Genomic DNA, 23,412 nt, shown 5'->3' with positions numbered 1-23,412 from the left:
AATTTCATTAGAACCTTCTATTTAAAGGAATGATTCACGATGGGGTGCGGTTCAATTACGAAAGGAATGGCAAAAATACGGGCCTATCGCTGACACCCGCCCCAGGATGGAGGCGATACCGCCGAGACAAGGGAGCCACCATGCACAACGGCAGCGATATCTTGAGCACTGATCTGCTGAGCCGCATGCAGCATCACGCCTTGCTGATGCTGGACCGACACGGCTTGATAACCCTGGGCAGTGCCGGTGCCTGGCAGATCGCAGACGTCACGCCGTCACAGGCACTGGGCCAGCATCTGTTCGACATTCTGCCGGAGTGCCGAGTCGCCTCCTGCGATCACGACGCCATTCTGGACCAGGCCAGACAGGAACGTCGTGTCATCAGCCAGCGATATGCGCGTCAACGTCCGGACGGTCCTTGTTTCTGGATCGACATGAAGGTGGAGTATCTGCCGTCCGAGGTAGATGACGAGAGTGTTTTCATGGTCAGCCTGGTTGATATCACCGACCCGCTCGACGCCGAACAGAAACTACAGGAGAGCCTGCGTACGCTGCGTGAAGCCGAGCAGCGCGCCGGCCTGGGTCACTGGCGGCTGGATCTGGCGACACGAACGACCCAGTGGTCACAAGGGATCTATCACATTCATGGCTTTGACGAGAATGATGAGAGCCTCGGTCTCGAGGATGCCCTGACGGCCTACAGCGTCGAGGATCGCCCCCACATCGAGGAGCTGCTGGAAGAGGCCATCGCCGAGCAGAAAAGCTTTGCCTTTCGCGCCTCCCTGCAGCGCCCGGACGGCTCCCTGAGGGCTGTGGACGTCAAGGGCGGCCCAGAATTCAACGACCGGGGGGAAGCCGTGGCCCTGTTTGGCGTGCTTCATGACCGCACGACCGAGAGTCAGGCCACGCGCCGGCTGATCGCGGCGCGCGATGAGGCCATTGCCGCGGCGCAGGCCAACATGACGCTGCTGTCGACCGTCAGCCATGAAATCCGCACGCCCCTGACCGGTATTATCGGCATGATCAATGCCCTGCAGCTCGAATCGTGTGACGGTGAAAGGGCCCGACTGCTTCGTGCCATGCAAAGCGCCGCTCGAACGCTGATGACCTCGCTCAACGATGTGCTCGATCACGCCAGAATGGAAAACGGTCGGATCGAGCTGGAAACCGCGCCGTTTGACCTGGCAGACACGCTGCACGCCACGGCCGATCTGTTTCTGGCCAACGCCCGCGAGAAAAACCTGGTGCTGGAACGCGACGTGCATGGCCCTGTCTGGGTCATGGGCGATACGGTTCGGCTGCAACAGATCGTCTCCAACTTCCTCTCCAACGCCATCAAGTTCACCTCGGTCGGCCATGTCAGGCTCTCGCTACAGCACACAACCCTCCAGGACCTTCTGATCAGCGTCAGTGACAGTGGCATCGGTATCACCGTCGAAGCTCAGCAGAGGCTGTTTACGCCCTTTCACCAGGCTGACAGCTCTATCGCAACCCGCTATGGCGGCACCGGACTGGGGCTCTCCATCTGCCGACGCATTGCCGAGACCATGGGCGGCACGGTGGGGGTCGAGAGCACCCTCGGCGCCGGCAGTCGTTTCTGGCTGCGCGTTCCCCTGCCGTCCACTGACGCGCCACCGGCCACACCGCCGGCCGAAGGGTATCGGCACCTGCATGCCGGGGAAACACAGGCGGCGCCCCACCTGCTGGTGGTGGATGATGTCGCCACCAATCGTCTGATAGCAGAAGGCCAGCTCAACGCCATGGGCGCCACCTGCGAGAGCGCCGAAAACGGTTTTGACGCCCTGCTCGCCCTTTGCAGCGAGCGCTTCGATGCCGTGCTGATGGATGGCTCGATGCCACTGCTGGATGGATATACCTGTACTCGGCTGATCCGCCATCTGCCGCCCCCCTGGTGCGATATCCCGGTGCTGGGTTACACCGCCCATCAGGAGGCAGAGGTAGGGCTGACAATGAAAAAGGCCGGCTTCAACGATGTGCTGGAAAAGCCGCTGGATCGCGAGCGACTGTTGTCGCTGTTGCCGCCGCTGCTGGAGCGCTGGCACAACCGATGCGAAGGCTTTGAACCATTATTGCCACTCTCGGATGAGGCTACTTCCCGGGGACTGCGCCGGATCCATGAGGCGCTACGCCTTGGAGATGCCGATCGGGCACATGCCGAGACGAACACGCTGTCACGGGGCGGCTCAGCGGCGCAGGCGTGGGCTTCATTTATTGATCGCGCCATGGATCTGCTGGCGCCCGCGCTGATCGCCGCGCTGATCGCCGCACTGACCGCCGAGCAGGCGTCCTCGGGCGGGACGTCAGAAAGCAAGGAGGAAAGGTCATGAGAGATGACCCTGCTGCCGACGCCGAAGTGATCGCCAGACTCAGGCGACGCCTGCAGCGCTCGGAGTCGGCACGAGAAGAGGCAGAAACCATTCTCGAGCAGCGTAACCGGGAGCTCTGGCACGCCAATCGGGAGCTTATGGCACGCGAAGGTGATCTTCTAAAGCGGCTCAACCGGGAAAGCCGTTTGCTGCTGCGGGCACAGCGCACCGCTCAAATGGCGAGCTTTCACATCGATCGCGACGGGAATTTCTCGGCGTCTCCCGAGTTCCAGCAACTGATGGGGCTGGATGAGGGCCATCGACCCGACAGCCAGACCTTTCTTGACAAGGCGCATCGCCTTGACCGCGGCCAGGTGATGGCGCTGGTCGAAACGCTACAGTCGCTGCGCCCCCTTGATGAGGATCGGGAATACGAACTTCGCATCCTGCGCCACGGCAGGACCTGCTGGCTGCGCTGCGTTATCGCCTGCGAGCAGGATGAGCTGGGCAATGTCGAGGATCTACTGGGCACCATACAGGACATCACCGAGCAACGCCGTTCGGAGCGTCGCGAGCGAGCGCTGGGCCTGGTGGCCGAGCGTCGCGTTCGTCAGCTGACCCGTCTCAGCGGCGAGCTTCGGGAGAGCCGCCACGCTACCGAACAGGCCTACCAGGCCAGAAGCGAATTTTTGCAGGCCATGAGTCACGAGATCCGAACGCCGCTCAACGGCCTGCTGGGCATGCTTGACCTGCTCTCTCTGGGCGAGCTCAACCGCGATCAGGCGCAGCGGCTGACCATCGCCCGCGAGGCATCGACACAGCTGCACCGCCACATCGAGAAAATCGTCGATCTGGCCTATGCCGATACATCACTGACCGGGCCGCCGACAGACGTCGAGCTACCCGAGGCGTCTTCACTGCCTGCCCGGCTTTTTGAGCCGAATTCTGCCCCGCGATGGCTGGTGGTGGATGACATCGAGACCAACCGTCTGGTGCTGTGTCAGATGCTCGACGTCATGGGCTGTCGCAGTGAAGAGGCCACCGATGGCGATGAAGCCGTGGAAAAAGTGCTCGCCGAGCGCTTTGACGGTGTTTTGATGGACATCATGATGCCGCGAATGTCCGGCAACGAGGCCGTTGCGATCATCCGTACCCACGAGCGACTGGCGAGTCTGCCCATCATTGCGGTCACGGCCCATACGCGTCGTAGCGAACTGGTGGGCCTGATCGATCAGGGATTCTCGGCGGCGCTGAACAAGCCGGTGGATCGCCAGCAGCTGGCAGCTCTGATGCGTCAGCACATGCTGTCTTCAACACCGCCTGTCGACGATGTTCCAGCATCGCCCCCGCAGGCTTCCCGGGTGCCTGAGGCGGCACTGGATGAAGCGCATTTCCTGTCCCTGTTCGGCGCCCTGCCGGCCGACAGGCGCGAGCTGCTGCTGCAGGCCGCCATCGGCGATATCGAGCGACTGGTGGAAGAGCTTGATTCGGCCTTTCATGAGAGCAATAACGACCGACTGCAGCGGGCAGCACATAGTCTCAAGGGCGTGGCAGGCAATTTTGGTGCGACCGGACTGCTGGAGAGTGTGGTGGCCTTTCGTCAGACACCGTTTGAGAAAGCAGAACCACTATTGAAAAGTATTCAACAACAGGGCGCGGCGGTGATCACTCACGCCCGCGCCCTGTTTCAGACCATGACCTCATCTCAGTAGGCACCCCGGCTGGCAAGGACAGCCGGCACGGTCTGGAGGATCAGCATGATATCGCGGCGCAGCGAGCGCTGGGACAGATACTCGATGTCCATGATCACCTGACGGTCAAAGGGGATGTCTGCCCGTCCGGAGACCTGCCAGGTGCAGGTAATGCCGGGCTTGCCCATCAGTCGCTGCCAGCTGGCACCGGCATAGGTGACCACTTCTTCGGGCAGCGCCGGACGCGGCCCCACGATCGACATCTCGCCGCGCAGCACATTGATCAGCTGGGGCAGCTCATCCAGCGACGTCTTGCGAAGCCAGTAACCGACCCGGGTAATGCGCGGATCGCGTTTCATCTTGAAGCAGACACCATCACGCTCGCTCTGAGCGACCAGCGCCGCCCGCCGGGCCTCGGCATCCACACCCATGGAGCGAAACTTCAGCATGGTAAACGGCCGGCCACCGGCACCAATGCGCTGCTGGGCAAACATCACCGGCCCGCCATCCTCACCGCGAATGATCAAGGCCACCATCAACAGCAGGGGGGAAAGCATCACCAGCGCCATGACCGAGATCATGATGTCCAGCGTACGCTTGAGCAGCTGATAGCCGGTACCGGACGGTACCCAGAGGGTCGTGGCATAAACAAGGGCATGAAGGATAAACAGCAGATTGCCAATCAGGTAGCGACTGGCCAGACGCTGCGGCTCCTGCATTAGCCGCCAGCCCCACTCACAGCCGACCCGACGCACCAGCGCCGGTGCCCGCACAACGTTACCCGCGTAGTAGTCAAAAAGCCCCCCGACCCCCAGCACCACGGACGCATCGATGGCCTGACGATGTTCGGCAATCCAGTTTTCCTGTACCGGTACGCCGAAGCCGACAAACAAGAGCGCCGGACCGGCCGCATTGATGGCACCGATGACATCATCGTTTTGATCATGATCGAAATAGCCATGCTGCGTGCCGGCAACGATCAGTGCCGGGTAGCGGGATTGCATCTCGTGCGCTGCGCGCTCGGCCGTGCCCGGTGTGCCGCCCAGCAGATACAGCGGCAATCCCCGTGCAGCGGCCTGCTCGCACAGCAGCGGGAACAGATCGGTACCGTTGAGATTGTCACCCAGCGGGGCCCGCGCAAGTTTCGAGGCCAGCCGCATGCCGCTGCCATCGGGCAGAAGCAGATCGGAGCTCTGAAGGTGGTGTCGATAGGTAGCATCCCTGGCGGCCACGTTGATGCAGTGAGCATTGACGAAGTTAACCGTGTTTCGCTGTCGAGAGGATGCCATCACCATGATGCGGGCGACGGCCTCTTCACGGGTTGCTGCCAGCAGTTCGAGCCCGAACAGGGTCGTACACTTCGGCGCGGTTGCCACGGCCGAAGACATGGCCCGGGAGCCGGTGAAGGGGATGGCGGTATGGATCTGCTCGATGGGTTTGACGTACATGTTCATGGTCGCCTCCGATGGGCCTGTGTGCTTGTCACCGGAGTTAATTCACAAACCGTGCCAATTTGTAAAAATTGTTATCAAACAGTTTCTTATAGTTCAAAAGCACGTATGGACGTAAAGTTTATGTTCGAAATTCCAGTTATTTATCGCATATTGCAAATATGCAAAAAGCGAAATGCTTAAAATCTTTGCGTTATGCAACAAAACATCCATGCAATACGCGAAACGCTGAAAAACATCTGTCGTCGCCCGTCATAAAAAAAATGTAAATCTTTTGAAAGCTTGAAGATTTAATGGAGTTGGCACGAAAAATGTTAGAGGAAAGGCAACGACACACAACGGACCTTTCTCATGACTCCATTCGCCCGCTATCGTGGCCTTCTCAGTGCCGACATGAAGCAGCTCAGCCGAGGGCTGGCCGCCTTTGGCAGTGCCGAAATGGCCACCCGGGTGGTCAGGATTCTGACCATCGTGGTCATCGCCCGTCAGGTGTCTCCCACCATCATGGGTCTGGCAGCCCTGGCCCTCAGCCTGTTTGAAATTGTCCGGGTGCTGGCCAACGCCGGTATCGGCCAGCGCATCATTGCTGCCGACGACGACAGCCTGGCCGCTGTCTGCAACACCGCACATCGGCTTTTCTGGCTGTGGTGTCTGATGGTCTGCGCCGTACAGCTGATGCTGTCAGGCATCCTTGCGCTGGCCGGCATGCATGACATCGCCCGGATGCTGACCATCCTGTCAGGCGTCTATCTTCTGATGCCGGGTGGTCTGGTGCAGGCCTTTCTGCTGATGCGGGAAGAACGCTTTGCCACCATCGCCTCCATCGCGGCAGGCCAGACCATCGCCGATCATCTGCTGACCCTGGGACTGGTACTGATCTGGCCCAGCGCCTGGGCCATCGTATTGCCCAAGCTTCTGACCGCCCCCCTGTGGCTGATCGGCATGCGCCGCGCGCGTCGCTGGGCCTCCAGCCCTGAAGCAGGTCTTGCCCCGTGGCGCGACTTCATCGGCTTTGGTGCCAGTATTCTGGTCTGCGAGATGACCAATGCCGCCCGTGCCCAGCTCGACAAGCTGCTGATCGGGGCCTTTTTCGGTGTTCAGGCACTCGGGATCTATTACTTTGCCTTCAATGCAGGCCTTGGCATGACGACCTCTTTCATTGTCGCGCTGGGTCAGGTGCTGTTTCCCCGTCTCAGCGCCGCACCGGATGCCATGGCTCGCCGCCGTCGCTGCCGTCAGGGGCTCATGCTGGGGCTGGTGCTCTTTCTGCCGGTGCTGGCCGCTCAGGTTGGGCTGGCCCACTGGTATGTCCCGCTGGTCTTTGGCGAGCAGTGGCGCGACGCCGCCCCGCTGGTCGCCGTTCTGGCACTGGGTGGCGTGCCGATGATTTTTGCCGCCGTGGCCAGTGCCTGGCTGCGGGCCAACAACACACCGGGCGCCGAAGCCCTCATGACCAGCCTGGCCGCTGCCGCCGCACTGGGCGGTATCCTGGCCTTCTCCGGCGCCACCCTGATGATGGCCGCAGCCGCCTACGTCGGCGGACTGGCACTGATTTTGATCCCGGGTTCCCTTTATGCCATCTATCGTCGCCATGACGACAAGCACACGGTTATCGCAAGGAGGGTATGCGCATGAACACGCCAAAATTTTCCGTCGTTATTCCGGTCTACAACGCTGGCGCCGAACTCAACAGGACCCTTCGTAGCGTCCTGGCCCAGAGCCTGGCCGATTTCGAAGTCTGGCTTATCAATGACGGCTCGACCGATGACACCGCTGACCGTCTGGCGCGCTGGGTTCGACATGACGCTCGCATCCGGGTCATCCATCAGTCCAACCAGGGGGTTTCAGCCGCCCGCAATCGCGGTGCGGCACAGGCACGGGGCGAATGGATTGCCTTCATGGACGCCGACGATCTCTGGGACTCACACAAGCTCGAGCAGCACTGGCAGTTTCATCAGCGCCATCCCGGCGTGGATGTCAGCTATGCCGGCATCGCCTTTCTGGCCGACGAGCACGACACCCTGCAAACGGCGGCCACCTGCTCCACGGTACCGGAAGGCCGTCTGACGCTTGTTCAGGCGCTGGGTGAAAACCCGGTCTGCACCTGTTCCAACCTGGTGGTACGCCGTGCCTTCTGGGAAAAAGGCGTCACTTTCCGCGATGGCATGCAGTATGCCGAGGATCAGGAGTGGCTCGCCCGTGCCATCGCCAAAGATGGACACGTCATGGGACTCGATCAGGTTCTGGTAGGCTATCGCCTGTCACCAGAAGGTCTGTCCACCAATCTGGAAGCCATGTACAGCGGCTGGCAACAGCTGGTCGAAGACTACGCCGACCGATTCGATATCGTCCCGGCGCGCGCGCTCTACTGCCGATATCTGGCCCGTCGGGCCCTGCGTGCAGGAAGCTCGCCGAGTCGGGCCTGGCACTTTGCCTGCGAAGGCGTCAAAACCTCGCCTCACGCCTTTTTGCAGGATTATCGCCGCGGCGGCCTGACCCTGCTGGGCGCGATGATCAGCCCGATGCTGCCGGTCTCGCTGCGCCAGCGCCTGTTCGCCTGACCCCGTGCGACTTGCACCTGTTTGATCTGGACCTGTTCGACTGCGTCAGCGCTGATCACACGGCGCCGCCCCGGAAGGGGCGGCGCCGTGTGGCGTTTCACGATGTCGCTTCATGCAGGCTCATCAAAATCATGCAATACGCAACAACCTTTGCAATATGCAAAGTCTGGCAAACGCCGCACCGTTGCAATCTGCACCACCTCTTTTCTTGAAGATCATAACCCATTGAAATGGAAGGCTTTAAAAAGTTGGCACGCTTTTTGATACCTAAAAGACAGAGTGATCAAAAAACAGGAGCAGTGCCATGAATACGCCCATCTTTTCCGTTGTCATGCCGGTGTACCACGTTGAGCAGTTTGTGGCCGAGGCCATCGAGTCGGTACTGGCGCAGACCTTCAAGGATTTTGAGTTGATCATTGTCGATGACGGTGGTCACGATGGCAGCCTGGCCATCTGCCGAGGCTTTCAGGATGCGCGCATTCGTATCCTAAGCCAGCGCAATCGCGGACTGGCCGCAGCCCGCAATACCGGTATCGCCGCCGCCCGAGGCCGCTACATCGCCCTGCTGGATGCCGATGATCGCTGGCACGCCACTCGCCTGGCCATGCACTTCATTCATCTCAATGCCAATGACCGGGTGGATGTCAGCTACAGCGGTTCACGGCTGATCGATGGCGATGGGCAGCCACTGGGCATTGCGCAGCGCCCCCGGCTGGCCGGCGTGCGTCCTCACCATATCCTGACCCGCAACCCGGTAGGCAATGGCTCGGCCGCCATCATCCGGCGCAGCGCGCTGGACCGCGTCGCCTTTGCTCATCCCGAAGAGCCGGGACGTACCTGCTGGTTCGACGAGAGTTTCCGCCAGTCCGAGGACATCGAAATGTGGCTGAGAATGAGCGCCGGCGCCGGCTGCGTGTTCGAAGGCATCAGTGGTCTGCTGGTGGATTACCGCATCGTGGAGGGCGGGCTCTCTGCCAACATCATCCGCCAGTTCGACAGCTGGCAGCAGGCGGTCGACAAGGCCGGCAGCTATGCCCCCGCGCTGATCAAGAAATACGGCCAGCTCGCCCGCGCCTATCAGCTGCGCTACCTGGCCCGTCGAGCAGTACAGCTTCAGGATGGCGGTTTTGCCTTCTCGCTGACCTGTCAGGCCCTTCACACCAGTCCGGCCCTGCTCTGGCGTGACCCGCTCAAGACTCTGGAGACGGCTCTGGCCGCCGTGGCCGCCCGCTGGCTGCCGCAGGCCACCTTCCAAAGGCTGCTCGCTCGGCGCCAGCAAACAGGAGACATCGCATGAAGAAGCTAAAGGTGGTTCATCTGCTTGACGATCTCTCGCTCGGTGGCGTCACCCAGGCCCTTGCGATCTTTGAACAGGCGGCCCTGGCCGAGGTCATTGAATCCAGCGTGTGCCAGGTCAACCCGGAAGGCTGTCGCGTACCGGAGATCGATGCCGATATCATCATCACGCACTTTTCGCCGCGGTGGCGGGCGCTGCCCTTTATGGCAGCACTGCGCTGGCGTTACCGGAATGCCCGGCTGATGCATATTGAACACAGCTATACCGCGGCCTGGGAGGCGCGCTGTGTACCGCACCGCTGGCGCTTTCGCCGCATGCTGTCACTGTACTATCGCTTTTTCGAGCGGGTGGTCGCGGTCTCGAAGGCCCAACGCCAGTGGTTGCATCAGGCGGTCGGCGTCCCGGCGCGGCGACTGTGTGTCATTCCGCCCTGGAGCCCGACCGAAGCGTTGGAGCACCTGCCGCTGTCGGACTGGCGCGGCCAGCGTCCGCTGGTCGTGGGTGCCTATGGTCGCTTCAGCGAGCAGAAGGGGCTGGAGGCCTTGATCGAGCGTTTTACCGCGCTGGACAGTAAACGCTTTGAGCTGCGCGTAGGCGGCTTCGGGCCGCTTGAGGACACGCTTCGCAAGATCGCCGGGGAAGCACCCCATATCCATTTCACCGGGCCGGTGAGCAGTCGGGCAGAGTTTCTGGAACAGTGTGATGTCATTGCCATTCCATCGCGCTGGGAAGCCTGGGGGTTGGTCGCGACCGAAGCACGCCAGGCCGGTCGCCCCATCCTGGTATCGGATGTGGACGGGCTGCCAGAGCAGGTCGGTCAGGCCGGATATCTGGTGGACTTCGATTCGCCCACCGGATTGCGCTACCGCCTGGAGGAGATGACCGGCATTGAGCTGATTTGCATGGGTCACGCAGGGCGCTCGTCGGTCACTGATCTGGTGAAAGAGCGCACCACAGCCTGGCGCGAGCTGTTGGCACCATGCCCCCATCAAAACGCCGAAAGGCTTTTACAGGGCACACGGCCGGCGTAAGTCAGCCCCGTTGCCGACGCAGGGCAGCCTCACGCGCCGCAATGCCCACCAACACCAACGCTGGCCAGTAGAGATAGCTCAGGATTTCGAGATTTTCGCCGAAGCTGTAGAGCGTCAGTGTCAGCAGCATGGAGAGCGCGACACGGCCCACGGCCTGATCAACAGAGAGTCGCGCCGCCATCCACATGCTGGCCGCCATGGGCAGTACCAGAGCGACCACCCCGGTCAGCCCCTTGACGAACAGCAGACCGAACCAGCTGTGATGGCTACCGATCGGCATGTACTCCACCAGGTGGGGGCCGTTTTCGACCACGGCATGACCGAACCAGGGCGCCTCATTGCGCCAGCGCTCTACGGCAATACGTCCAAGCGCCGCTCTTACTCGACTGGAGTCGGCTCGCGCGCCGGTAAAGCGATCGATGGCAGTTTCTACCAGAATATTGATTTGAGGCGCAAAGAGCCCCAGAAGAAAAATCGCCGGTGCCGCCGTAAACCAGAGCCATGCGCGCTTGAGCCGGCTGAACGCAAAGGCCAGCGGCCAGACAATCGCCAGGGCCACCAGTGCCAGCCGCGACTGACACAAAAGCGCCAGCAAAAGCCCGGCCATCACGCCCACCACTCGCCAGCCCCGATGTTTCTCCTCCAGAGCACAGAGAATATGGACGACCGCAATCATCCCTGCTGCCGGCGACCAGGGCGCAAAGAACTGCCAGCGCGGCGTGCCGGCGCCAGGCTCCAGCGTATAGAGAATCACCGCGAAGTATTCCGGCCCCGAGCCGCCGACCACCTTGAGAGGCGACACATACAAAAGCCCCGGCAGCCCGATAGAGGGCGCCACCAAAAAAAAGGGCATCAGAAAGAGGGTCTGCAGCCCCAGCCGACAGACAGCCCGATAGATCACTTCAGGGCGAATGGAAAGCGCCGCCCCGGCCAGCGGGAAAAGGGCCAGCAGCGCCCATCCCTTGGCCCAGCCGATGGAAGACTTGATGGTCTTGCCGGTGCCCAGCTCGTTGAGCTGATGCCCGGCGATCAGAATCAACAGCATGGCCAGCATGCCCAGCAGCCAGATCCAGATCGCCGGGTGTAGCGGGGGCGGGCGCGAGTCGGCCGGCAGCGCCGGCGCAATATAGAATGTGATGGCCGCCATCAGCGCCAGAATCCAGCTCAATGCCGGCCCGGCGATATATAACCCACCGATCATCCAGAGCAGCCAGGTGCTCTGGATGGCAACAGAGATTATTTTTTCGGCAGCAGTAACTGGATAATTGGTTGACGTAGCCACAACAGAAGAAAGCCCATAATGATCATCATGGAAGCCACGATCGCCCCGGCCAGCGCCAGCTTGACAGAGGGCGAGGCCGGACGATCCGGCAGGGAAGGCGGTTCAAAGGTCTGCACCAGCGGGTAAGAGGCGAAGGGGTCCGACTTGTTGGTATCCAGACGCGCCAGCGCCGAGGAGAAAACCGCCTCGGCTACCTGCTGCTCGCGCATCAGATCAGACAGCCGCGCGGCCTCACGGACCAGCCGATCTGTTTCACGGCTGCTGCGATGAATCTGCTCACGTACTGATTCAAGTGCGGCACCAGCCCCGGCGCTGACACCGGCCGAGCTCATCCACTCATCCATCAGCCGCTCGCGGCTGCCGTTGACCGCCAGATCCACAAAATCGTTCAGTGCCCTCAATGACAGTTCGGTCAGGGCCCTGCCGCGCTCGACCAGTGCCGAGCGCAGCTTGTCACGCTCGGCACCCAGCTCGGTCATGCGCAGGTGGCGATCGCCCAGCGTGGCACGGGCCTGCGTCCACTGCGTCGACACATCGGCATAGCTTTTTAACAGCGACTGAAACAGCGGATCGGCCTTCAAAAGCTGGGCGTGACGGGCCTGTGCCTCGGAGAGCCCAAGCAGTGAGGCCAGTCGCTCAAGGCGAGCGTTTTCACGCCCCGCGTCTCGCAGCAGCTGCTCTTCACTGATCTGCAGGGCATCCACCCGCCCCAGGCGTTGATTGAACTGATCCAGCGTGGCGAGCCCCGTCTCGCCCTGAAACTGCAACACCCGTAGCTGGGCCTGCTGCAGCTTCTGCTCGAGCTCATCCAGGCGCAGCAGATCGGCAGCCTCGCGCTTGACGGCTTCATCCTCGCGCAGCCTGTCCAAAAGGTTTAAAAACGCATGGCGCAGCGCCTCCAGCCGCTCGCGGGCCTGATCCGGCGTGCTGCCGGTGATCGACACCATGATCAGGTTGGTCTGATCGACCAGCTTGATGGTGGGTTTGGGCAGGGCGTCGCTGCCATCCTCCAGCCGCTCGGCCCCCCGCTGCAGGGTCAGATCAGCGCCCAGCAGTCGCTTGTAGTTCTCGGTCGGGCTCAGCGTCGGGCTGGAAAAGGCCGAGCTGGTCTGGGACATGGCCTGGCCGATCGACGCCAGGTTGATTGACCCGCCAGCGCCGGATCCGGGCAGAATCAGGGTCATGGCGCTTTTGTAACTGACCGGCGCGGCGACAATATAAAACACCGTCAGCGCCCAGATCCCGATCAAAAAGGGCGCGACGGAGACGATATAGCGTCGGTAGCGCCCCGGCGATGGCAGACCGTCGCGTATCAGCCGCCACAGCCTCAGCAGGCGGCGCTCGGCCAGGGTCGATTCATGGCTCATTGCGCCAGATCCTCCAGCAGGATAGCGGTGGAGACCGATCCCAGCGCATTACCAAACATGGCGATGGCGTCACGCACGTTCATCATGCGGCTGTCGTAGCAGGCAATGGCATCGCCGGGCATCAGAAAGGGGTTGATGCGATCACGGCCGGCGCTGGCCAGCATGCCCTCGACATCGCGCTTGATCACCACGCTTTTCTGATTGATGGGGTTGGTGGAGATTAAAAGGGCCTGGCGATGCGCGCTCATGGCCGAGCCACCCACACAGTTGGCAGAGACCAGCCCCTGCAGCAGCCGGGTGCCATAGGGCAGGCTGGTTGCCTCCTTGCCGATGGCAGAGCTTGCATTGCTGGCCGCCGGCCTGGAGAGATTGGACATATAAACCCTGACACCGGGCGGTGTCAGCGGCCCGGGGCGCACCAGCTGCTCGTTGAAACAGCCGGTACTGGGCACCTGAATACGATCGCCGGGAGAGACCTGTAAATCGACAAAGCGACGGCCTTCAATCAGCCCGGTCAGATCAAGCTCCGTCCACTGATCGCCGCGCAGCACTCGAACATGACCGGGATCAGCATCCGGGCGCAGACCACCTGCGTTACGAATGGCCGCGCTGACGCTGCGCTCGGGATTGGCATCTCCGCTGAGGATGCCTTCACCGGCGACAAGACGCTCCTCTGCCGAACGGGCCCCGACCTCGACGGTACCGGGAGAAAATACCGCGCCGCTGACCGGAATCGGCAAACCGGCCTGTTCGACCAGGCTGATCTCGACCACTCGCGCCAGCGGCTGGATCAGGCCCTCGCTCACAAGACGCTCACCCAGTCGGGTCTCGATGTCCTCAAGCGACAGGCCGGCACTTTCCAGCGGTGGCAGGCCCGGCAGGGAGAGTCTTCCCCGGTCGTCGAGTCGATAGAGACCTGACAGCCGATCCTCATCGCCCACCACACGGATACGGACACGATCACCCGCCGCCAGCTTTTGAGAAGCCTTCATCCAGCGCTCGGAGGGCACATGGTCGGCCGCCGCCAACGGCGGCAGGCCTGTCGGCACGCAGGATGATGTCGTAGAAGTGTCTCTTTCCTGATGCGGCATCCAGAAGGCGTCAGGTGCATTGTCAGGTGAGGGCGCCGAGCTGCAGGCACTCAGCAGCCCGGCCCCGATCATCAGGCCCCCCATCATGCGAACCATTTTGCCCATGGCAATCATGCTGCCTACCCCCGGTGAACGCGCCCAGGTCTTATTAGAAAATCCAAAAGACCTCCGAGAGTGCCGGAAAAGAGCCCTTTTCCATCCTCAAAACAGGCTTTTGAACGGCCGATAACGTGTGTTGAAGGGACAGGAACCTAAAGACGTCGCGTTTTGCGACAATCGTTGCAAAACGCGATATTTATCATTGCATTTCGCAATCATTTGTCGTGAACATTACATTATTCTTGATGCATGTGTTTCAGGAAAACGGGCTTAACGGCGCTGATGACAGGGGTCTGTGCAGACCTGGCATTCATGTTGCTTGAACAGGACAACGACCTTCGTTCACTGGTCCATTTGAACCGGTTTTCACTTGCCTCGGGAGAGCGCCTCATGAAAGGCATCATTTTTGTCGAGCTGCTTCATTTCATGGACGAACAACTCGGGGAAGCCGGCACCGAGCAGGTCATTGACCGCGCCGCCCTGTCTCATGACGCCGCGTTTACCGGGGTCGGCAACTACCCCAGTCAGGATGCTGAAGCCCTGGTGACCGCAGGCAGCGAATTGACCGGTATCGAGACCGGCGCGCTATGCGAAGCCTTTGGGCGTTTTCTGTTGCTGCAGTTTGAAAAAAAATATCCCCATCTGCTCAGGCACTACCACTGCGCGCGTGATCTGCTTGATCATGTCGGCAGCCATATCCACGAGGAGGTCAAGGCCATCCATCCAGGCGCGACACCGCCGGATGTCACTACCGAGGAGTGTGAGGATGGCTATCGGGTGGTCTATCGTTCCCATCGCCATTTCGCGCATATTGCCTGTGGACTAATACAGCAATGTCTTGCCTTCTATGGTGAAGACAGTCAGGTTGAATGGGAACCGGGCAGCACGCCGCAGCACGCCAGCTTCGTGATACGCTCATCCATCTTCGAGGAAAATGCATGACCGAAAGCCCCCGCGTTTTGATTGTCGAAGATACCGTCTCGCTGGCACTGACCTATGCCGGCCAGCTGGAGGCCGCCGGCTGTCAGGTGGACATGGCCGCCAGTGGCGCCGAAGCGGGTCAGCAGCTGATCCGCAGCCCGCAGCCCTTTGATGTCATTTTGCTGGATCTGGGGCTTCCGGACGGCGACGGCCTTGAGCTTCTCAAGGCCAGACCCGAGATGGTGCGCGACTCAAGCGTGGTCGTGATCACGGCCGATGGCTCCATCAACCGTGCCATTGAGGCCATGCGCTGCGGCGCCCACGATTTCCTCGTCAAGCCAACCGCGCCGGAACGCCTGACCACCACGGTGGTGCGCGCCGGTCAGCACCGCATGCTGGAACGCGAAGTGCAACAGGTGCGCCGGATCAGCCGACGCGACCGTTTTCAGGGCTTTGTCGGCGCCTCCGACGCCATGCAGGCGGTCTATCGTGCGGTGGAAAACGTGGCCGCCTCAAAGGCCACCGTCTTTATTACCGGCGAAAGCGGCACCGGCAAGGAGGTCACGGCCGAAGCCATTCACGCCCTGAGCCCTCGCAGCTCGGGCAGGCTGGTGGCCATCAACTGCGGTGCCATCCCTGAAAATCTGCTCGAGTCGGAGCTGTTCGGTCATGTGAAGGGCGCCTTTACCGGAGCACTGGAACACCGTGACGGCGCCGCTCGCGAGGCCAACGGCGGCACCCTGTTTCTCGATGAGATTTGTGAAATGGATCTCAAGCTGCAGGTCAAGCTGCTGCGTTTTCTGCAGACCGGCACCATTCAGAAGGTCGGCAGCAGTCGGCCTGAAGCGGTCGATGTTCGTGTTATCTGCGCCACCAATCGCGACCCGGCCCTTGAGGTCAGAGAAGGGCGCTTTCGCGAGGATCTGTTCTATCGCCTCTCGGTTTTGCCCATCGAACTGCCGCCCCTGCGTGAGCGCGGTGACGATGTCGTAGTGCTGGCACAGCATTTTCTGGAACGTTTTGCCGAGGAGGAAGGGAGAACCTTTGACCCCCTGGACGGTGAGGCCAGCGAACAGATCAAGCAGCACCCCTGGCCGGGCAACGTCCGCGAACTGCAAAACGTGATTCGCCGCGCCGTGGTCATGAGCAGTGGGACGACGCTCTCGCTCGGAGCGCTGCTGGCGACTCCCGTGACCACCGCCGACATCTCGCGCGAGCCATCTATCGAGACGCCTTTGATGCTCTTTGGGCCCTCTTCACCGCCTTCTGCCGACAGCCTCGCTGATCCGCTGGCTGCCCTGGATGGCCTGACGCTGGCCGAGATCGAGCGTCGCATCATCGACAGGGCGCTGGCGCGTCACGACCACAGCGTACCGGGCGCCGCACGAGCGCTGGGCCTGAGTCCCTCGACGCTGTATCGCAAGCTGGAGCGCTGGGCACAGGCTTCCACGCAGGTCTGACACCACACCAGCGCGCCATGTGATCCGTTTCATGCATCATCGCACGCTTCTACCTTGGTCCTGGCCCCTCATTGGTTGCCGATCTGAGCTAACGCCCGCGCCTGATCAGACGCACCATGCGAGACATCACATTCGAAAGCACTCGCCGAGGGCCGCACAATGGACAACAACACCAGAATCGATTTCATCTATCTCTCCGAGCAGGACATGATCCGCGCCGGCGTCACCGACATGGCCGCCTGCGTCGACACCATGGAGGAGGTCTTTCATCTGCTTCACATCGGTGACTATCGCATGGCCGGGCCCAACAACGACTCCCACGGCGCGATGATCGTGTTTCCGGAATCGTCGCCTTTTCCCACCATGCCCAAACCGAGCGCCGACCGTCGCATGATGGCGATGCCGGCCTATCTGGGCGGCAGCTTTTGTACCTCGGGTGTGAAGTGGTATGGCTCCAACATCGCCAACCGGGAAAAGGGCCTGCCGCGCTCGATCCTGATGTTCACGCTCACCGACCCGGACACCGCCGCACCGCTGGCCTACATGTCGGCCAACCTGCTGTCGGCCTACCGTACCGGCGCCGTGCCGGGTGTGGGCGCCCGCCATCTGGCGCGCAAGGACTCCCGCGTCATCGGCCTGCTGGGCCCGGGCGTGATGGGGCGCACCAGCGTGGCGGCATTCATGGCCGTCTGTCCGCAGATCGATACCGTCAAGGTGAAAGGCCGCGGCGACAAAAACATCAACGCCTTCGTGGACTGGCTCAAGGAACACTATCCGCAGGTCACCCACATTGAGGTCGTCGATTCCGAGGAAGCCGTGGTGCGCGATTCAGACATCGTGACCTACTGCGCCTCCGGCGAAGTCGGCAACCCCGAGACCTACCCGATGGTCAGGCGCGAGTGGGTCAAGCCCGGCGCCTTTCTGGCGATGCCCGCGCCGTGTGACTTCGATGCCGGCATGGAAGCGCCCGAGATTCGCAAGGTGCTGGATGACACCGGCCTTTATGAGGCCTGGTACGAAGAGGTGCCCAAACCCGCCCATAACGTTATCCCGCTGATCGGCGTGAAGTTCATGGACATGATTCACGCCGGCACCCTCAGGGCCGAAGCGCTCGAGGACCTGGGCGCCATCGTCTCCGGCGACAGCCCGGGGCGTCAGAATGACGACGAGATCATCATGATGTCGGTCGGCGGCATGCCGGTCGAGGACGTCGCCTGGGCCACGGTCGTCTACCGCAGGGCGGTAGAAGAAGGCATCGGCGTCAAGCTCAACCTGTGGGAGCAACCCGCGCTGAAATAATGCCTTGCCTCCTGCACTTTGCGGTGGGCGCCCTGCCTTAGGGTGCGCCCGCCTATCACCGACATCAATGCGAGCGTTCAACCATGAGCACGATTACCAGGGTCAAGACCGGTTCCCGATTCGAGGAACACGCCAGCTACTCCCGCGTGGTAGCTGTTGATAACTGGATCCTTGTCTCCAACACCGCCGGGCGTAACCCGGACACCGGGGAGATCCCGGAAGATGTCAGCGAACAGCTCAAGCAGGTGTTTGCCAACATCGAACGCGGACTGTCCGCCGTCGACAGCGACCTTGCCGACGTGGTGTCTGCAAAAATCTTCATCCAGAACCCGGCCGATACGGAAACCGTCATGACGCTCTTCGGCCAGACAATGCGCGGCATCGACCCGGTCATCACCGTGACCTGCCCGCCGCTGGGCTCGGAGGTCTACAAGGTCGAGCTGGAAGTCACCGCCTACCGTGGCGCCGGCCGCGCCGAGGTTCACCGGATCGACACCTCCGCTCAGTGAGAAAGCCTTCGGCGCCCCACCCGAATGCCCGACATGCGACCGCCAATAACCGGTCGTCCCTGGTTTGCTGATTCACCGATCAGGACACTTTCATGGCACCGACCATCGCATCCGTTAACACCTCCAGAGACTTTCCCGCCGAGACCACTGTCGTCATCATCGGCGGCGGCATTATTGGCCTGACCGCCGCGCTGACGCTTGCCGAACGCGGCGTACCGGTCGTTGTGCTGGACAAGGGCCGGCTGGCCGGTGAGCAGTCCTCCCGCAATCTGGGCTGGATTCGCAAGACCAGCCGCCACGGCGAGGACGTGCCGCTGGCGCTGGCCGCCGACCGGCTCTGGGCCGGCATGGCCAGCCGGACCGGCAGCGATGTCGGCTATCGCCCGTCGGGCATCATGTTTTTATCGCGCACCCCCGAGCAGCTTGCAGTGCACGAAGGCTGGCTCAATTCGGTGTCCAGCCTGTCGCTGGACTCGAAACTGTTAAGCGCCCGCGAGATCGATGCCCAGGTGCCGGGAGGGCGCGGTCAGTGGGCTGGCGGTATCTTTACGCCGTCGGATGGCTACGCCGAACCGACGCTGGCCTCCAGTGCCATCGCCAAAGCGGCCATGGCGCACGGTGCGGTGATCATCGAGCACTGCGCGGTACGCAATCTTGTCCGCACTGGCGGACGGGTCAGCGGGGTCGTGACCGAACGCGGCGAGATCTCCTGCGATCAGGTGCTGCTGGCCGGCGGCATGTGGTCGCGCCGTTTTCTGGGCAATATCGGCATCGCCCTGCCGACGCTGCCGCTGATCCTGTCAGTGCTTCGCACCGGACCCATGAAAGGCCCTACCGACAGCGCCGTCGGTGGACCGGACTTCTCGTTTCGAAAGCACCGGGATGGCGGCTTTATCGTGACCCAGCGCGGCGCGCTTGATGCACCGCTGACGCTAGATCATCTGCTGGTGGGCTCCAAATACCTGAGCGCGCTGCGCTCCCAATGGGGGCTGATGAGAATATCGCTGGGCAAGCACTTCTGGCGCGACCTGGCGTTGTCCCGGCGCTGGAAGCATGGCCGCTCGCCATTCGAGCGCGTGCGTACCATGGACCCGCCGATCAACGAGCAGCTCAACAACGATGCCCTGCGCAACCTGTCCGCGGCCTGGCCGGTATTTGAAAATGCCACCGTCGAACAGTCCTGGGCGGGCATGATCGACATCACCCCGGACTCCAACCCGGTCATTGATGCCGTGCCGGGCGTGCCGGGGCTGACGCTGGCGACCGGCTTCTCCGGCCACGGATTTGGCACCTCACCGGCGGCGGGACAGCTGGCCGCCGATCTGGTCATGAACGAGACGCCGATTATCGACCCGAGCCCCTATCGATTTGGCCGATTCTAGATCAGGTATGGCGAGGCTACGCCATGTCCTGGCATCCGGGATCGAGAATGCGCGCCCGGGTCATTGAGGGCGGTTCATGAAACAGACGACGGTATTCGCGGCAGAAATAGCTCTGATGGAAAAACCCCTGGGCGGCGGCGGCATCGGCCAGCAGCTGGTTCGGATTATGCAACAGGCTGCGTCGTACGGCATTGAGGCGCAGCGCGCGCAGGTAGGTGACTGGCGACTGACCGACCTCACTCTGAAAGCTGTATTGCAGGGTGCGTCGAGAGATTTTGAGCTGATGACACAGCGCCATCAGCGAAGGCGGATCGTCCGGGCAGCTGCGGGTCAACGCGTGGCATCGATCAACGATGTAGCGCCGGGTCCGGTAGTTGCTGGCATCCGGCGCGCCCAACAGCGCACCGCTGCCGAGCAGCAGTTCAATGCTGTCTTCGAGCTGGCGCATCAGGGACTGCTGCAGTACACCGGACATCGGTTCATGGGCAGGGCGCGTTCGCAGGTAATCGGTCATTAGCTGCCACTGCCCGCGCACCTGGTGTAAAAGCGTCGGGGACACCTCAAGACGTCGCAGCCGATGGTCATTGCGGCCCAGCCACTCATGGCGGCTTCGATCGATGGAGACCACCAGCAGGTCATAATTTGAAGGCGCCACGCTCCAGAACTGCTCGCAGCGCGGCAGTACGGTCACGGTGTCGGCCCCGTAGAGGGTGGCGCTGGACCAGCGAATGGGCGTGACCAGATGCCACTGGGACTCGGGAAAGTGCATCCGCTGGGACAGCCCCAGATTGGCACTTTCCCGAAAAAGGCGCACCTCCCGGCTTGAGACATCCACGATCTCGCCGGAGAAAACACCCGCCTCGATCTGGCTGGATTCCTGCTGCCAGCCTTCCAGCCGCTGGGCGTGATCGGCGGCATCAAGACAGTGATGCAGGGTGATGGTCATCAATGACTCCTTCGAGCGCCTCGCTCGCCGTCATGGCATGTTGATTGCATTGTTATCACAGCGACATCGTGCAACCCGTACATACTTGACCAATGGATGGTGGTGACAAAGCGGTTTTTTCTTTAGAGTCCTTCTAACCATTAAAATGTTAATGATTATGGTGACCCAATGCTGACCACGAATGCAACCTCGCTGTCGTTCGATGCCTGGCTTGGCGCCGTAAGGCAAACATGCGGGCCCTTTGACTCGATTCCCCGGGATCGCCGCACCTTTCAGGGCAGCGTTTCAAGACGCGCCAATGGCGGCATCGATATTGCCAATATCGTCACGAACGCCGAAAGGATTAGCAGCAGCCACACCCAGCGCCGCGACGAAGACCGCTTCTGTTTTCTGATCGTTCAGAAGCAGGGCCACGCCACGCTGGTGCAAAACGACATATCCATCACGCTACGTCCCGGAGAGATGGCGCTGATGGATTCCGCCATGGCCTGCGACATCATTCCTCACGGCCTGATCGAGCACGACTCGCTGCATCTATTGCGCTGTGACGTAGCCGGTCGTTTCGGTAATACGGCGATTCCCTTCATGAAGATTACGGCTGACTGCGCCAGCAGCCAGATCCTGCAGCTGATCGTCAGTCGGATGGTGGCCGAGCCACTGGCGGCAGCAGAGGAAAAGGAGCGAGGGGTTCTGGAGTCACTGGTGGCACTGCTGCCTGCCATCTACCAGCATCAGGCGCTGTCACCGGCCTTCATGGAACAGGCCGATGGCACGCTGTTCATCTGCGTTCAGCAGTTCATCGATCAGCACCTGCAGGAAGACGGCATCAGTCCCGAGCGCCTGGCGTCCGCCTTTCACATGTCGGTTCGACAGCTGTATCGCCTGTTTGAACAGCACGGTGAGACGGTGTGTCGCTACGTACAGCGCCGCCGGCTGGCCCGCTGTGCCGAAGAACTGGGCAGCCCGATTCTGAGTCGGCGCTCGATCACCCAGATTGCCTACAAGTGGGGCTTTACCGACTCGGCGCATTTCAGCCGCTCCTTCAAGCGCGAGTTTGCAAGTTCGCCGCGCGAGTATCGCCGTACACGGCTTGAGCACGCCGCATAGGCGCACCCGCCACGCAAACCGATCCCTCTTAACGTACCGGCCTCTCGATGATCGAGAGGCCGGCCGCCTGCCCTAGTAGGCGATACAGACCGACTTGAGTTCGGTGTAGGCGTTGACCGCTTCCGGGCCGAACTCCTTGCCAAGACCGGACATCTTGAAGCCGCCAAACGGCATGGCCGGGTCGAGGGTCACGTGGGTATTGACCCAGACCGTGCCGGCTTCGATGCGTGGCGTCAGGGCCATGGCCTTGGACAGGTTGTTGGTCCAGAGACTTGCTGCCAGCCCCAGCTCGCTGTCGTTGACCATGCGCAGGGCGTCTTCCTCGTCATCAAACGGAATCACCGTCAGCACGGGGCCAAAGACCTCTTCGCGGGCAATCTCCATGTCGTGACTGGCACCGCTGATGATGGCCGGCGAAACATAAAAGCCTTCGGTGGGCACTTCGTTACCGACGTGAATACGGGCACCCTGCTCGCGCGCCCGGTCGAGATAGCCGCGCACGCTCTCCTGCTGACGTCTGGAGACCAGCGGATTGACCTGCGCCTGCGGGTCCATGCCGGGCCCGGCCTGCAGGGTATCGATGGCCTGGGCCAGTCGTTCACAGAAGGTATCGTGAATGCTGCGGTGGACATAGAAACGCGAGGCCGCGGCGCAGACCTGGCCCTGGTTAAACAGCCCGCCCATCAGCGCCCCGTTGACGGCGCGGTCGATGTCGGCATCTTCCAGCACCAGCATCGGGTTCTTGCCGCCCAGCTCCAGCGATGAGTGTGCCATGTGCTCAACGGCCGCGTGGCCGACCTGCTTGCCGACCGCGGTGCTGCCGGTGAAGGTGACCTTTTTGACGTCCGGATGCTCGGCCAGACGTGTCCCGACCACCGAACCCGAACCCAGCACCACATTGAATACGCCGTTTGGCACGCCGGCCTCGATGGCAAGCTCCGCCAGACGCAGCACGCTCAGCGGCGTCTCCGTGGCGGGCTTGAGCACCACCGTGCAGCCGGCCGCCAGCGCCGGGACGACCTTCCACAGCGCAATCATCATCGGAAAATTCCACGGCACGATCGCCGACACCACGCCCAGCGGCTGGCGCAGCGTGTAGGCGTTGAACTTCGCGCCCTCCGGCATGCCGATGGACACGGCCCGCGTGCTGCCCTCGAGCTTGGTGGCCCAGCCCGCCATGTAGCGGATGAAATCGATTGAAAAGCCCACATCGATACCACGGGAGAGATTGATTGACTTGCCCTGGTTGAGCGTCTCGATCTGGGCAAGCTCTTCTGTATGCGCCTCGACCAGGTCGGCAAAGCGCAGCAGTATCCGTTCACGCGCAGCCGGCGTCAGGCCGGACCAGCGACCATCCTCAAAGCTCTCCTTTGCCAGTGCTATCGCCCGGTCGGCCAGGGCGCGGTCGCCTTCACACAGCGTGGTCAGCGCCTGACCGGTCGCGGGGTCGATGACCTCAAAGGATTTGCCCTCATCGAGAAAGGCGCCGTCGATCAACGAGCCGGTGGCCCGCTTGAAGAAGTCCTGCACACCCTGTGCGGTAGTGGTCTGACTCATGACAATCTCCTGCGCATACGCAGCTTCAATGGAG

The 23,412-nt window shown here is 61.8% G+C and carries 18 protein-coding genes; 12 read left to right on the top strand and 6 right to left on the bottom strand.

All coding sequences use genetic code 11. The features are described 5' to 3' along the window. Positions 1 to 140: 140 nt before the first annotated feature. Both KSP9073_RS02270 and KSP9073_RS02265 read left to right on the top strand, forming a co-directional pair. Entirely contained in the window at positions 141 to 2,348 is a 2,208-nt protein-coding gene (locus KSP9073_RS02270) for a hybrid sensor histidine kinase/response regulator (protein WP_165814126.1), read from the top strand. Further along, positions 2,345 to 4,039 (top strand): response regulator, encoded by a 1,695-nt coding sequence (locus KSP9073_RS02265; protein ID WP_108841326.1) that lies wholly within the window; start codon positions 2,345 to 2,347, stop codon positions 4,037 to 4,039. Before KSP9073_RS02270 ends, KSP9073_RS02265 begins: the two co-directional genes overlap by 4 nt. Here KSP9073_RS02265 and KSP9073_RS02260 read toward each other — a convergent pair. Next, positions 4,033 to 5,466: a WecB/TagA/CpsF family glycosyltransferase gene (locus KSP9073_RS02260; RefSeq protein WP_243409078.1), complete on the bottom strand. Its 1,434-nt coding sequence runs from the start codon at positions 5,464 to 5,466 to the stop codon at positions 4,033 to 4,035. The genes KSP9073_RS02265 and KSP9073_RS02260 overlap by 7 nt on opposite strands. Before the next feature lie 354 nt (positions 5,467 to 5,820). On the opposite strand from KSP9073_RS02260, the gene KSP9073_RS02255 reads away from it, so the two are divergent. The 4 genes from KSP9073_RS02255 to KSP9073_RS02240 all read left to right on the top strand — a co-directional run bounded on the left by KSP9073_RS02255 (position 5,821) and on the right by KSP9073_RS02240 (position 10,358). Continuing rightward, positions 5,821 to 7,104 carry an oligosaccharide flippase family protein gene (locus KSP9073_RS02255; RefSeq protein ID WP_108841325.1) on the top strand — a complete coding sequence of 428 codons (1,284 nt, stop codon included), beginning with the start codon at positions 5,821 to 5,823 and terminating at the stop codon, positions 7,102 to 7,104. Next, positions 7,101 to 8,030, top strand: coding sequence for a glycosyltransferase family 2 protein (locus tag KSP9073_RS02250; protein ID WP_165814125.1), 930 nt, complete (start codon positions 7,101 to 7,103; stop codon positions 8,028 to 8,030). The genes KSP9073_RS02255 and KSP9073_RS02250 overlap by 4 nt, the downstream gene beginning before the upstream one ends. A gap of 304 nt (positions 8,031 to 8,334) precedes the next feature. Further along, positions 8,335 to 9,327: a glycosyltransferase family 2 protein gene (locus tag KSP9073_RS02245; RefSeq protein WP_207771388.1), complete on the top strand. Its 993-nt coding sequence runs from the start codon at positions 8,335 to 8,337 to the stop codon at positions 9,325 to 9,327. After that, positions 9,324 to 10,358 (top strand): glycosyltransferase family 4 protein, encoded by a 1,035-nt coding sequence (locus tag KSP9073_RS02240; protein ID WP_108841323.1) that lies wholly within the window; start codon positions 9,324 to 9,326, stop codon positions 10,356 to 10,358. Before KSP9073_RS02245 ends, KSP9073_RS02240 begins: the two co-directional genes overlap by 4 nt. 1 nt (position 10,359) lies before the next feature. On the opposite strand, the gene KSP9073_RS02235 is transcribed toward KSP9073_RS02240, so the two are convergent. Genes KSP9073_RS02235 through KSP9073_RS02225 form a run of 3 tightly spaced genes read right to left on the bottom strand, consistent with a single transcriptional unit; the run spans position 10,360 to position 14,212 of the window. Next, positions 10,360 to 11,559, bottom strand: coding sequence for an O-antigen ligase domain-containing protein (locus KSP9073_RS02235; protein WP_207771387.1), 1,200 nt, complete (start codon positions 11,557 to 11,559; stop codon positions 10,360 to 10,362). Positions 11,560 to 11,594: 35 nt separating this feature from the next. Beyond that, the gene (locus KSP9073_RS02230; protein WP_108841321.1) at positions 11,595 to 13,007 is read right to left on the bottom strand and encodes a GumC family protein; all 1,413 of its coding nucleotides are present in this window, start codon (positions 13,005 to 13,007) and stop codon (positions 11,595 to 11,597) included. After that, complete coding sequence (locus KSP9073_RS02225) at positions 13,004 to 14,212, bottom strand: polysaccharide biosynthesis/export family protein (protein WP_133240969.1); 1,209 nt, start codon at positions 14,210 to 14,212, stop codon at positions 13,004 to 13,006. Before KSP9073_RS02225 ends, KSP9073_RS02230 begins: the two co-directional genes overlap by 4 nt. A 375-nt stretch (positions 14,213 to 14,587) precedes the next feature. Here KSP9073_RS02225 and KSP9073_RS02220 point away from each other — a divergent pair, with 375 nt between their 5' ends. The 5 genes from KSP9073_RS02220 (at position 14,588) to KSP9073_RS02200 (ending at position 19,768) form a co-directional block, all read left to right on the top strand. Further along, the gene (locus KSP9073_RS02220; protein WP_165814124.1) at positions 14,588 to 15,139 is read left to right on the top strand and encodes a heme NO-binding domain-containing protein; all 552 of its coding nucleotides are present in this window, start codon (positions 14,588 to 14,590) and stop codon (positions 15,137 to 15,139) included. After that, a complete protein-coding gene (locus tag KSP9073_RS02215; protein ID WP_108841318.1) occupies positions 15,136 to 16,578 on the top strand; it encodes a sigma-54-dependent transcriptional regulator in 1,443 nt (480 codons plus the stop codon). The genes KSP9073_RS02220 and KSP9073_RS02215 overlap by 4 nt, the downstream gene beginning before the upstream one ends. A 159-nt stretch (positions 16,579 to 16,737) precedes the next feature. Beyond that, complete coding sequence (locus KSP9073_RS02210; RefSeq protein ID WP_108841317.1) at positions 16,738 to 17,877, top strand: ornithine cyclodeaminase family protein; 1,140 nt, start codon at positions 16,738 to 16,740, stop codon at positions 17,875 to 17,877. A gap of 83 nt (positions 17,878 to 17,960) precedes the next feature. Then, positions 17,961 to 18,386: a Rid family hydrolase gene (locus KSP9073_RS02205; protein ID WP_108841316.1), complete on the top strand. Its 426-nt coding sequence runs from the start codon at positions 17,961 to 17,963 to the stop codon at positions 18,384 to 18,386. 92 nt (positions 18,387 to 18,478) lie between these two features. Then, complete coding sequence (locus KSP9073_RS02200) at positions 18,479 to 19,768, top strand: NAD(P)/FAD-dependent oxidoreductase (protein ID WP_108841315.1); 1,290 nt, start codon at positions 18,479 to 18,481, stop codon at positions 19,766 to 19,768. A 16-nt stretch (positions 19,769 to 19,784) separates the two neighbouring features. Here KSP9073_RS02200 and KSP9073_RS02195 read toward each other — a convergent pair whose 3' ends face one another. Further along, on the bottom strand, positions 19,785 to 20,714 hold the full coding sequence (locus KSP9073_RS02195; RefSeq protein ID WP_108841314.1) for a helix-turn-helix domain-containing protein: 930 nt from the start codon (positions 20,712 to 20,714) through the stop codon (positions 19,785 to 19,787). 168 nt (positions 20,715 to 20,882) lie between these two features. Between KSP9073_RS02195 and feaR the strand changes: the two genes are divergently transcribed. Next, positions 20,883 to 21,821 carry a transcriptional regulator FeaR gene (feaR, locus tag KSP9073_RS02190; protein ID WP_108841313.1) on the top strand — a complete coding sequence of 313 codons (939 nt, stop codon included), beginning with the start codon at positions 20,883 to 20,885 and terminating at the stop codon, positions 21,819 to 21,821. A gap of 72 nt (positions 21,822 to 21,893) precedes the next feature. On the opposite strand, the gene KSP9073_RS02185 is transcribed toward feaR, so the two are convergent. Further along, positions 21,894 to 23,378: an aldehyde dehydrogenase family protein gene (locus KSP9073_RS02185; RefSeq protein WP_108841312.1), complete on the bottom strand. Its 1,485-nt coding sequence runs from the start codon at positions 23,376 to 23,378 to the stop codon at positions 21,894 to 21,896. Positions 23,379 to 23,412: the final 34 nt, after the last annotated feature.

The sequence above is a fragment of the Kushneria phyllosphaerae genome, from assembly GCF_900312995.1.
Lineage (GTDB): Bacteria > Pseudomonadota > Gammaproteobacteria > Pseudomonadales > Halomonadaceae > Kushneria > Kushneria phyllosphaerae.
The sequence above is the reverse complement of the archived record's forward strand: the minus strand, read 5'-3'. Positions and strand labels throughout refer to the sequence as shown.

What these genes read in the sequence shown, in the direction of transcription:
- KSP9073_RS02270 (WP_165814126.1), top strand. Translation starts at nt 141, where the DNA reads ATGCACAACGGCAGCGATATCTTGAGCACTGATCTGCTGAGCCGCATG.
- KSP9073_RS02265 (WP_108841326.1), top strand. Translation starts at nt 2,345, where the DNA reads ATGAGAGATGACCCTGCTGCCGACGCCGAAGTGATCGCCAGACTCAGG.
- KSP9073_RS02260 (WP_243409078.1), bottom strand. Translation starts at nt 5,466, where the DNA reads ATGTACGTCAAACCCATCGAGCAGATCCATACCGCCATCCCCTTCACC.
- KSP9073_RS02255 (WP_108841325.1), top strand. Translation starts at nt 5,821, where the DNA reads ATGACTCCATTCGCCCGCTATCGTGGCCTTCTCAGTGCCGACATGAAG.
- KSP9073_RS02250 (WP_165814125.1), top strand. Translation starts at nt 7,101, where the DNA reads ATGAACACGCCAAAATTTTCCGTCGTTATTCCGGTCTACAACGCTGGC.
- KSP9073_RS02245 (WP_207771388.1), top strand. Translation starts at nt 8,335, where the DNA reads ATGAATACGCCCATCTTTTCCGTTGTCATGCCGGTGTACCACGTTGAG.
- KSP9073_RS02240 (WP_108841323.1), top strand. Translation starts at nt 9,324, where the DNA reads ATGAAGAAGCTAAAGGTGGTTCATCTGCTTGACGATCTCTCGCTCGGT.
- KSP9073_RS02235 (WP_207771387.1), bottom strand. Translation starts at nt 11,559, where the DNA reads ATGATCGGTGGGTTATATATCGCCGGGCCGGCATTGAGCTGGATTCTG.
- KSP9073_RS02230 (WP_108841321.1), bottom strand. Translation starts at nt 13,007, where the DNA reads ATGAGCCATGAATCGACCCTGGCCGAGCGCCGCCTGCTGAGGCTGTGG.
- KSP9073_RS02225 (WP_133240969.1), bottom strand. Translation starts at nt 14,212, where the DNA reads ATGATTGCCATGGGCAAAATGGTTCGCATGATGGGGGGCCTGATGATC.
- KSP9073_RS02220 (WP_165814124.1), top strand. Translation starts at nt 14,588, where the DNA reads ATGAAAGGCATCATTTTTGTCGAGCTGCTTCATTTCATGGACGAACAA.
- KSP9073_RS02215 (WP_108841318.1), top strand. Translation starts at nt 15,136, where the DNA reads ATGACCGAAAGCCCCCGCGTTTTGATTGTCGAAGATACCGTCTCGCTG.
- KSP9073_RS02210 (WP_108841317.1), top strand. Translation starts at nt 16,738, where the DNA reads ATGGACAACAACACCAGAATCGATTTCATCTATCTCTCCGAGCAGGAC.
- KSP9073_RS02205 (WP_108841316.1), top strand. Translation starts at nt 17,961, where the DNA reads ATGAGCACGATTACCAGGGTCAAGACCGGTTCCCGATTCGAGGAACAC.
- KSP9073_RS02200 (WP_108841315.1), top strand. Translation starts at nt 18,479, where the DNA reads ATGGCACCGACCATCGCATCCGTTAACACCTCCAGAGACTTTCCCGCC.
- KSP9073_RS02195 (WP_108841314.1), bottom strand. Translation starts at nt 20,714, where the DNA reads ATGACCATCACCCTGCATCACTGTCTTGATGCCGCCGATCACGCCCAG.
- feaR (WP_108841313.1), top strand. Translation starts at nt 20,883, where the DNA reads ATGCTGACCACGAATGCAACCTCGCTGTCGTTCGATGCCTGGCTTGGC.
- KSP9073_RS02185 (WP_108841312.1), bottom strand. Translation starts at nt 23,378, where the DNA reads ATGAGTCAGACCACTACCGCACAGGGTGTGCAGGACTTCTTCAAGCGG.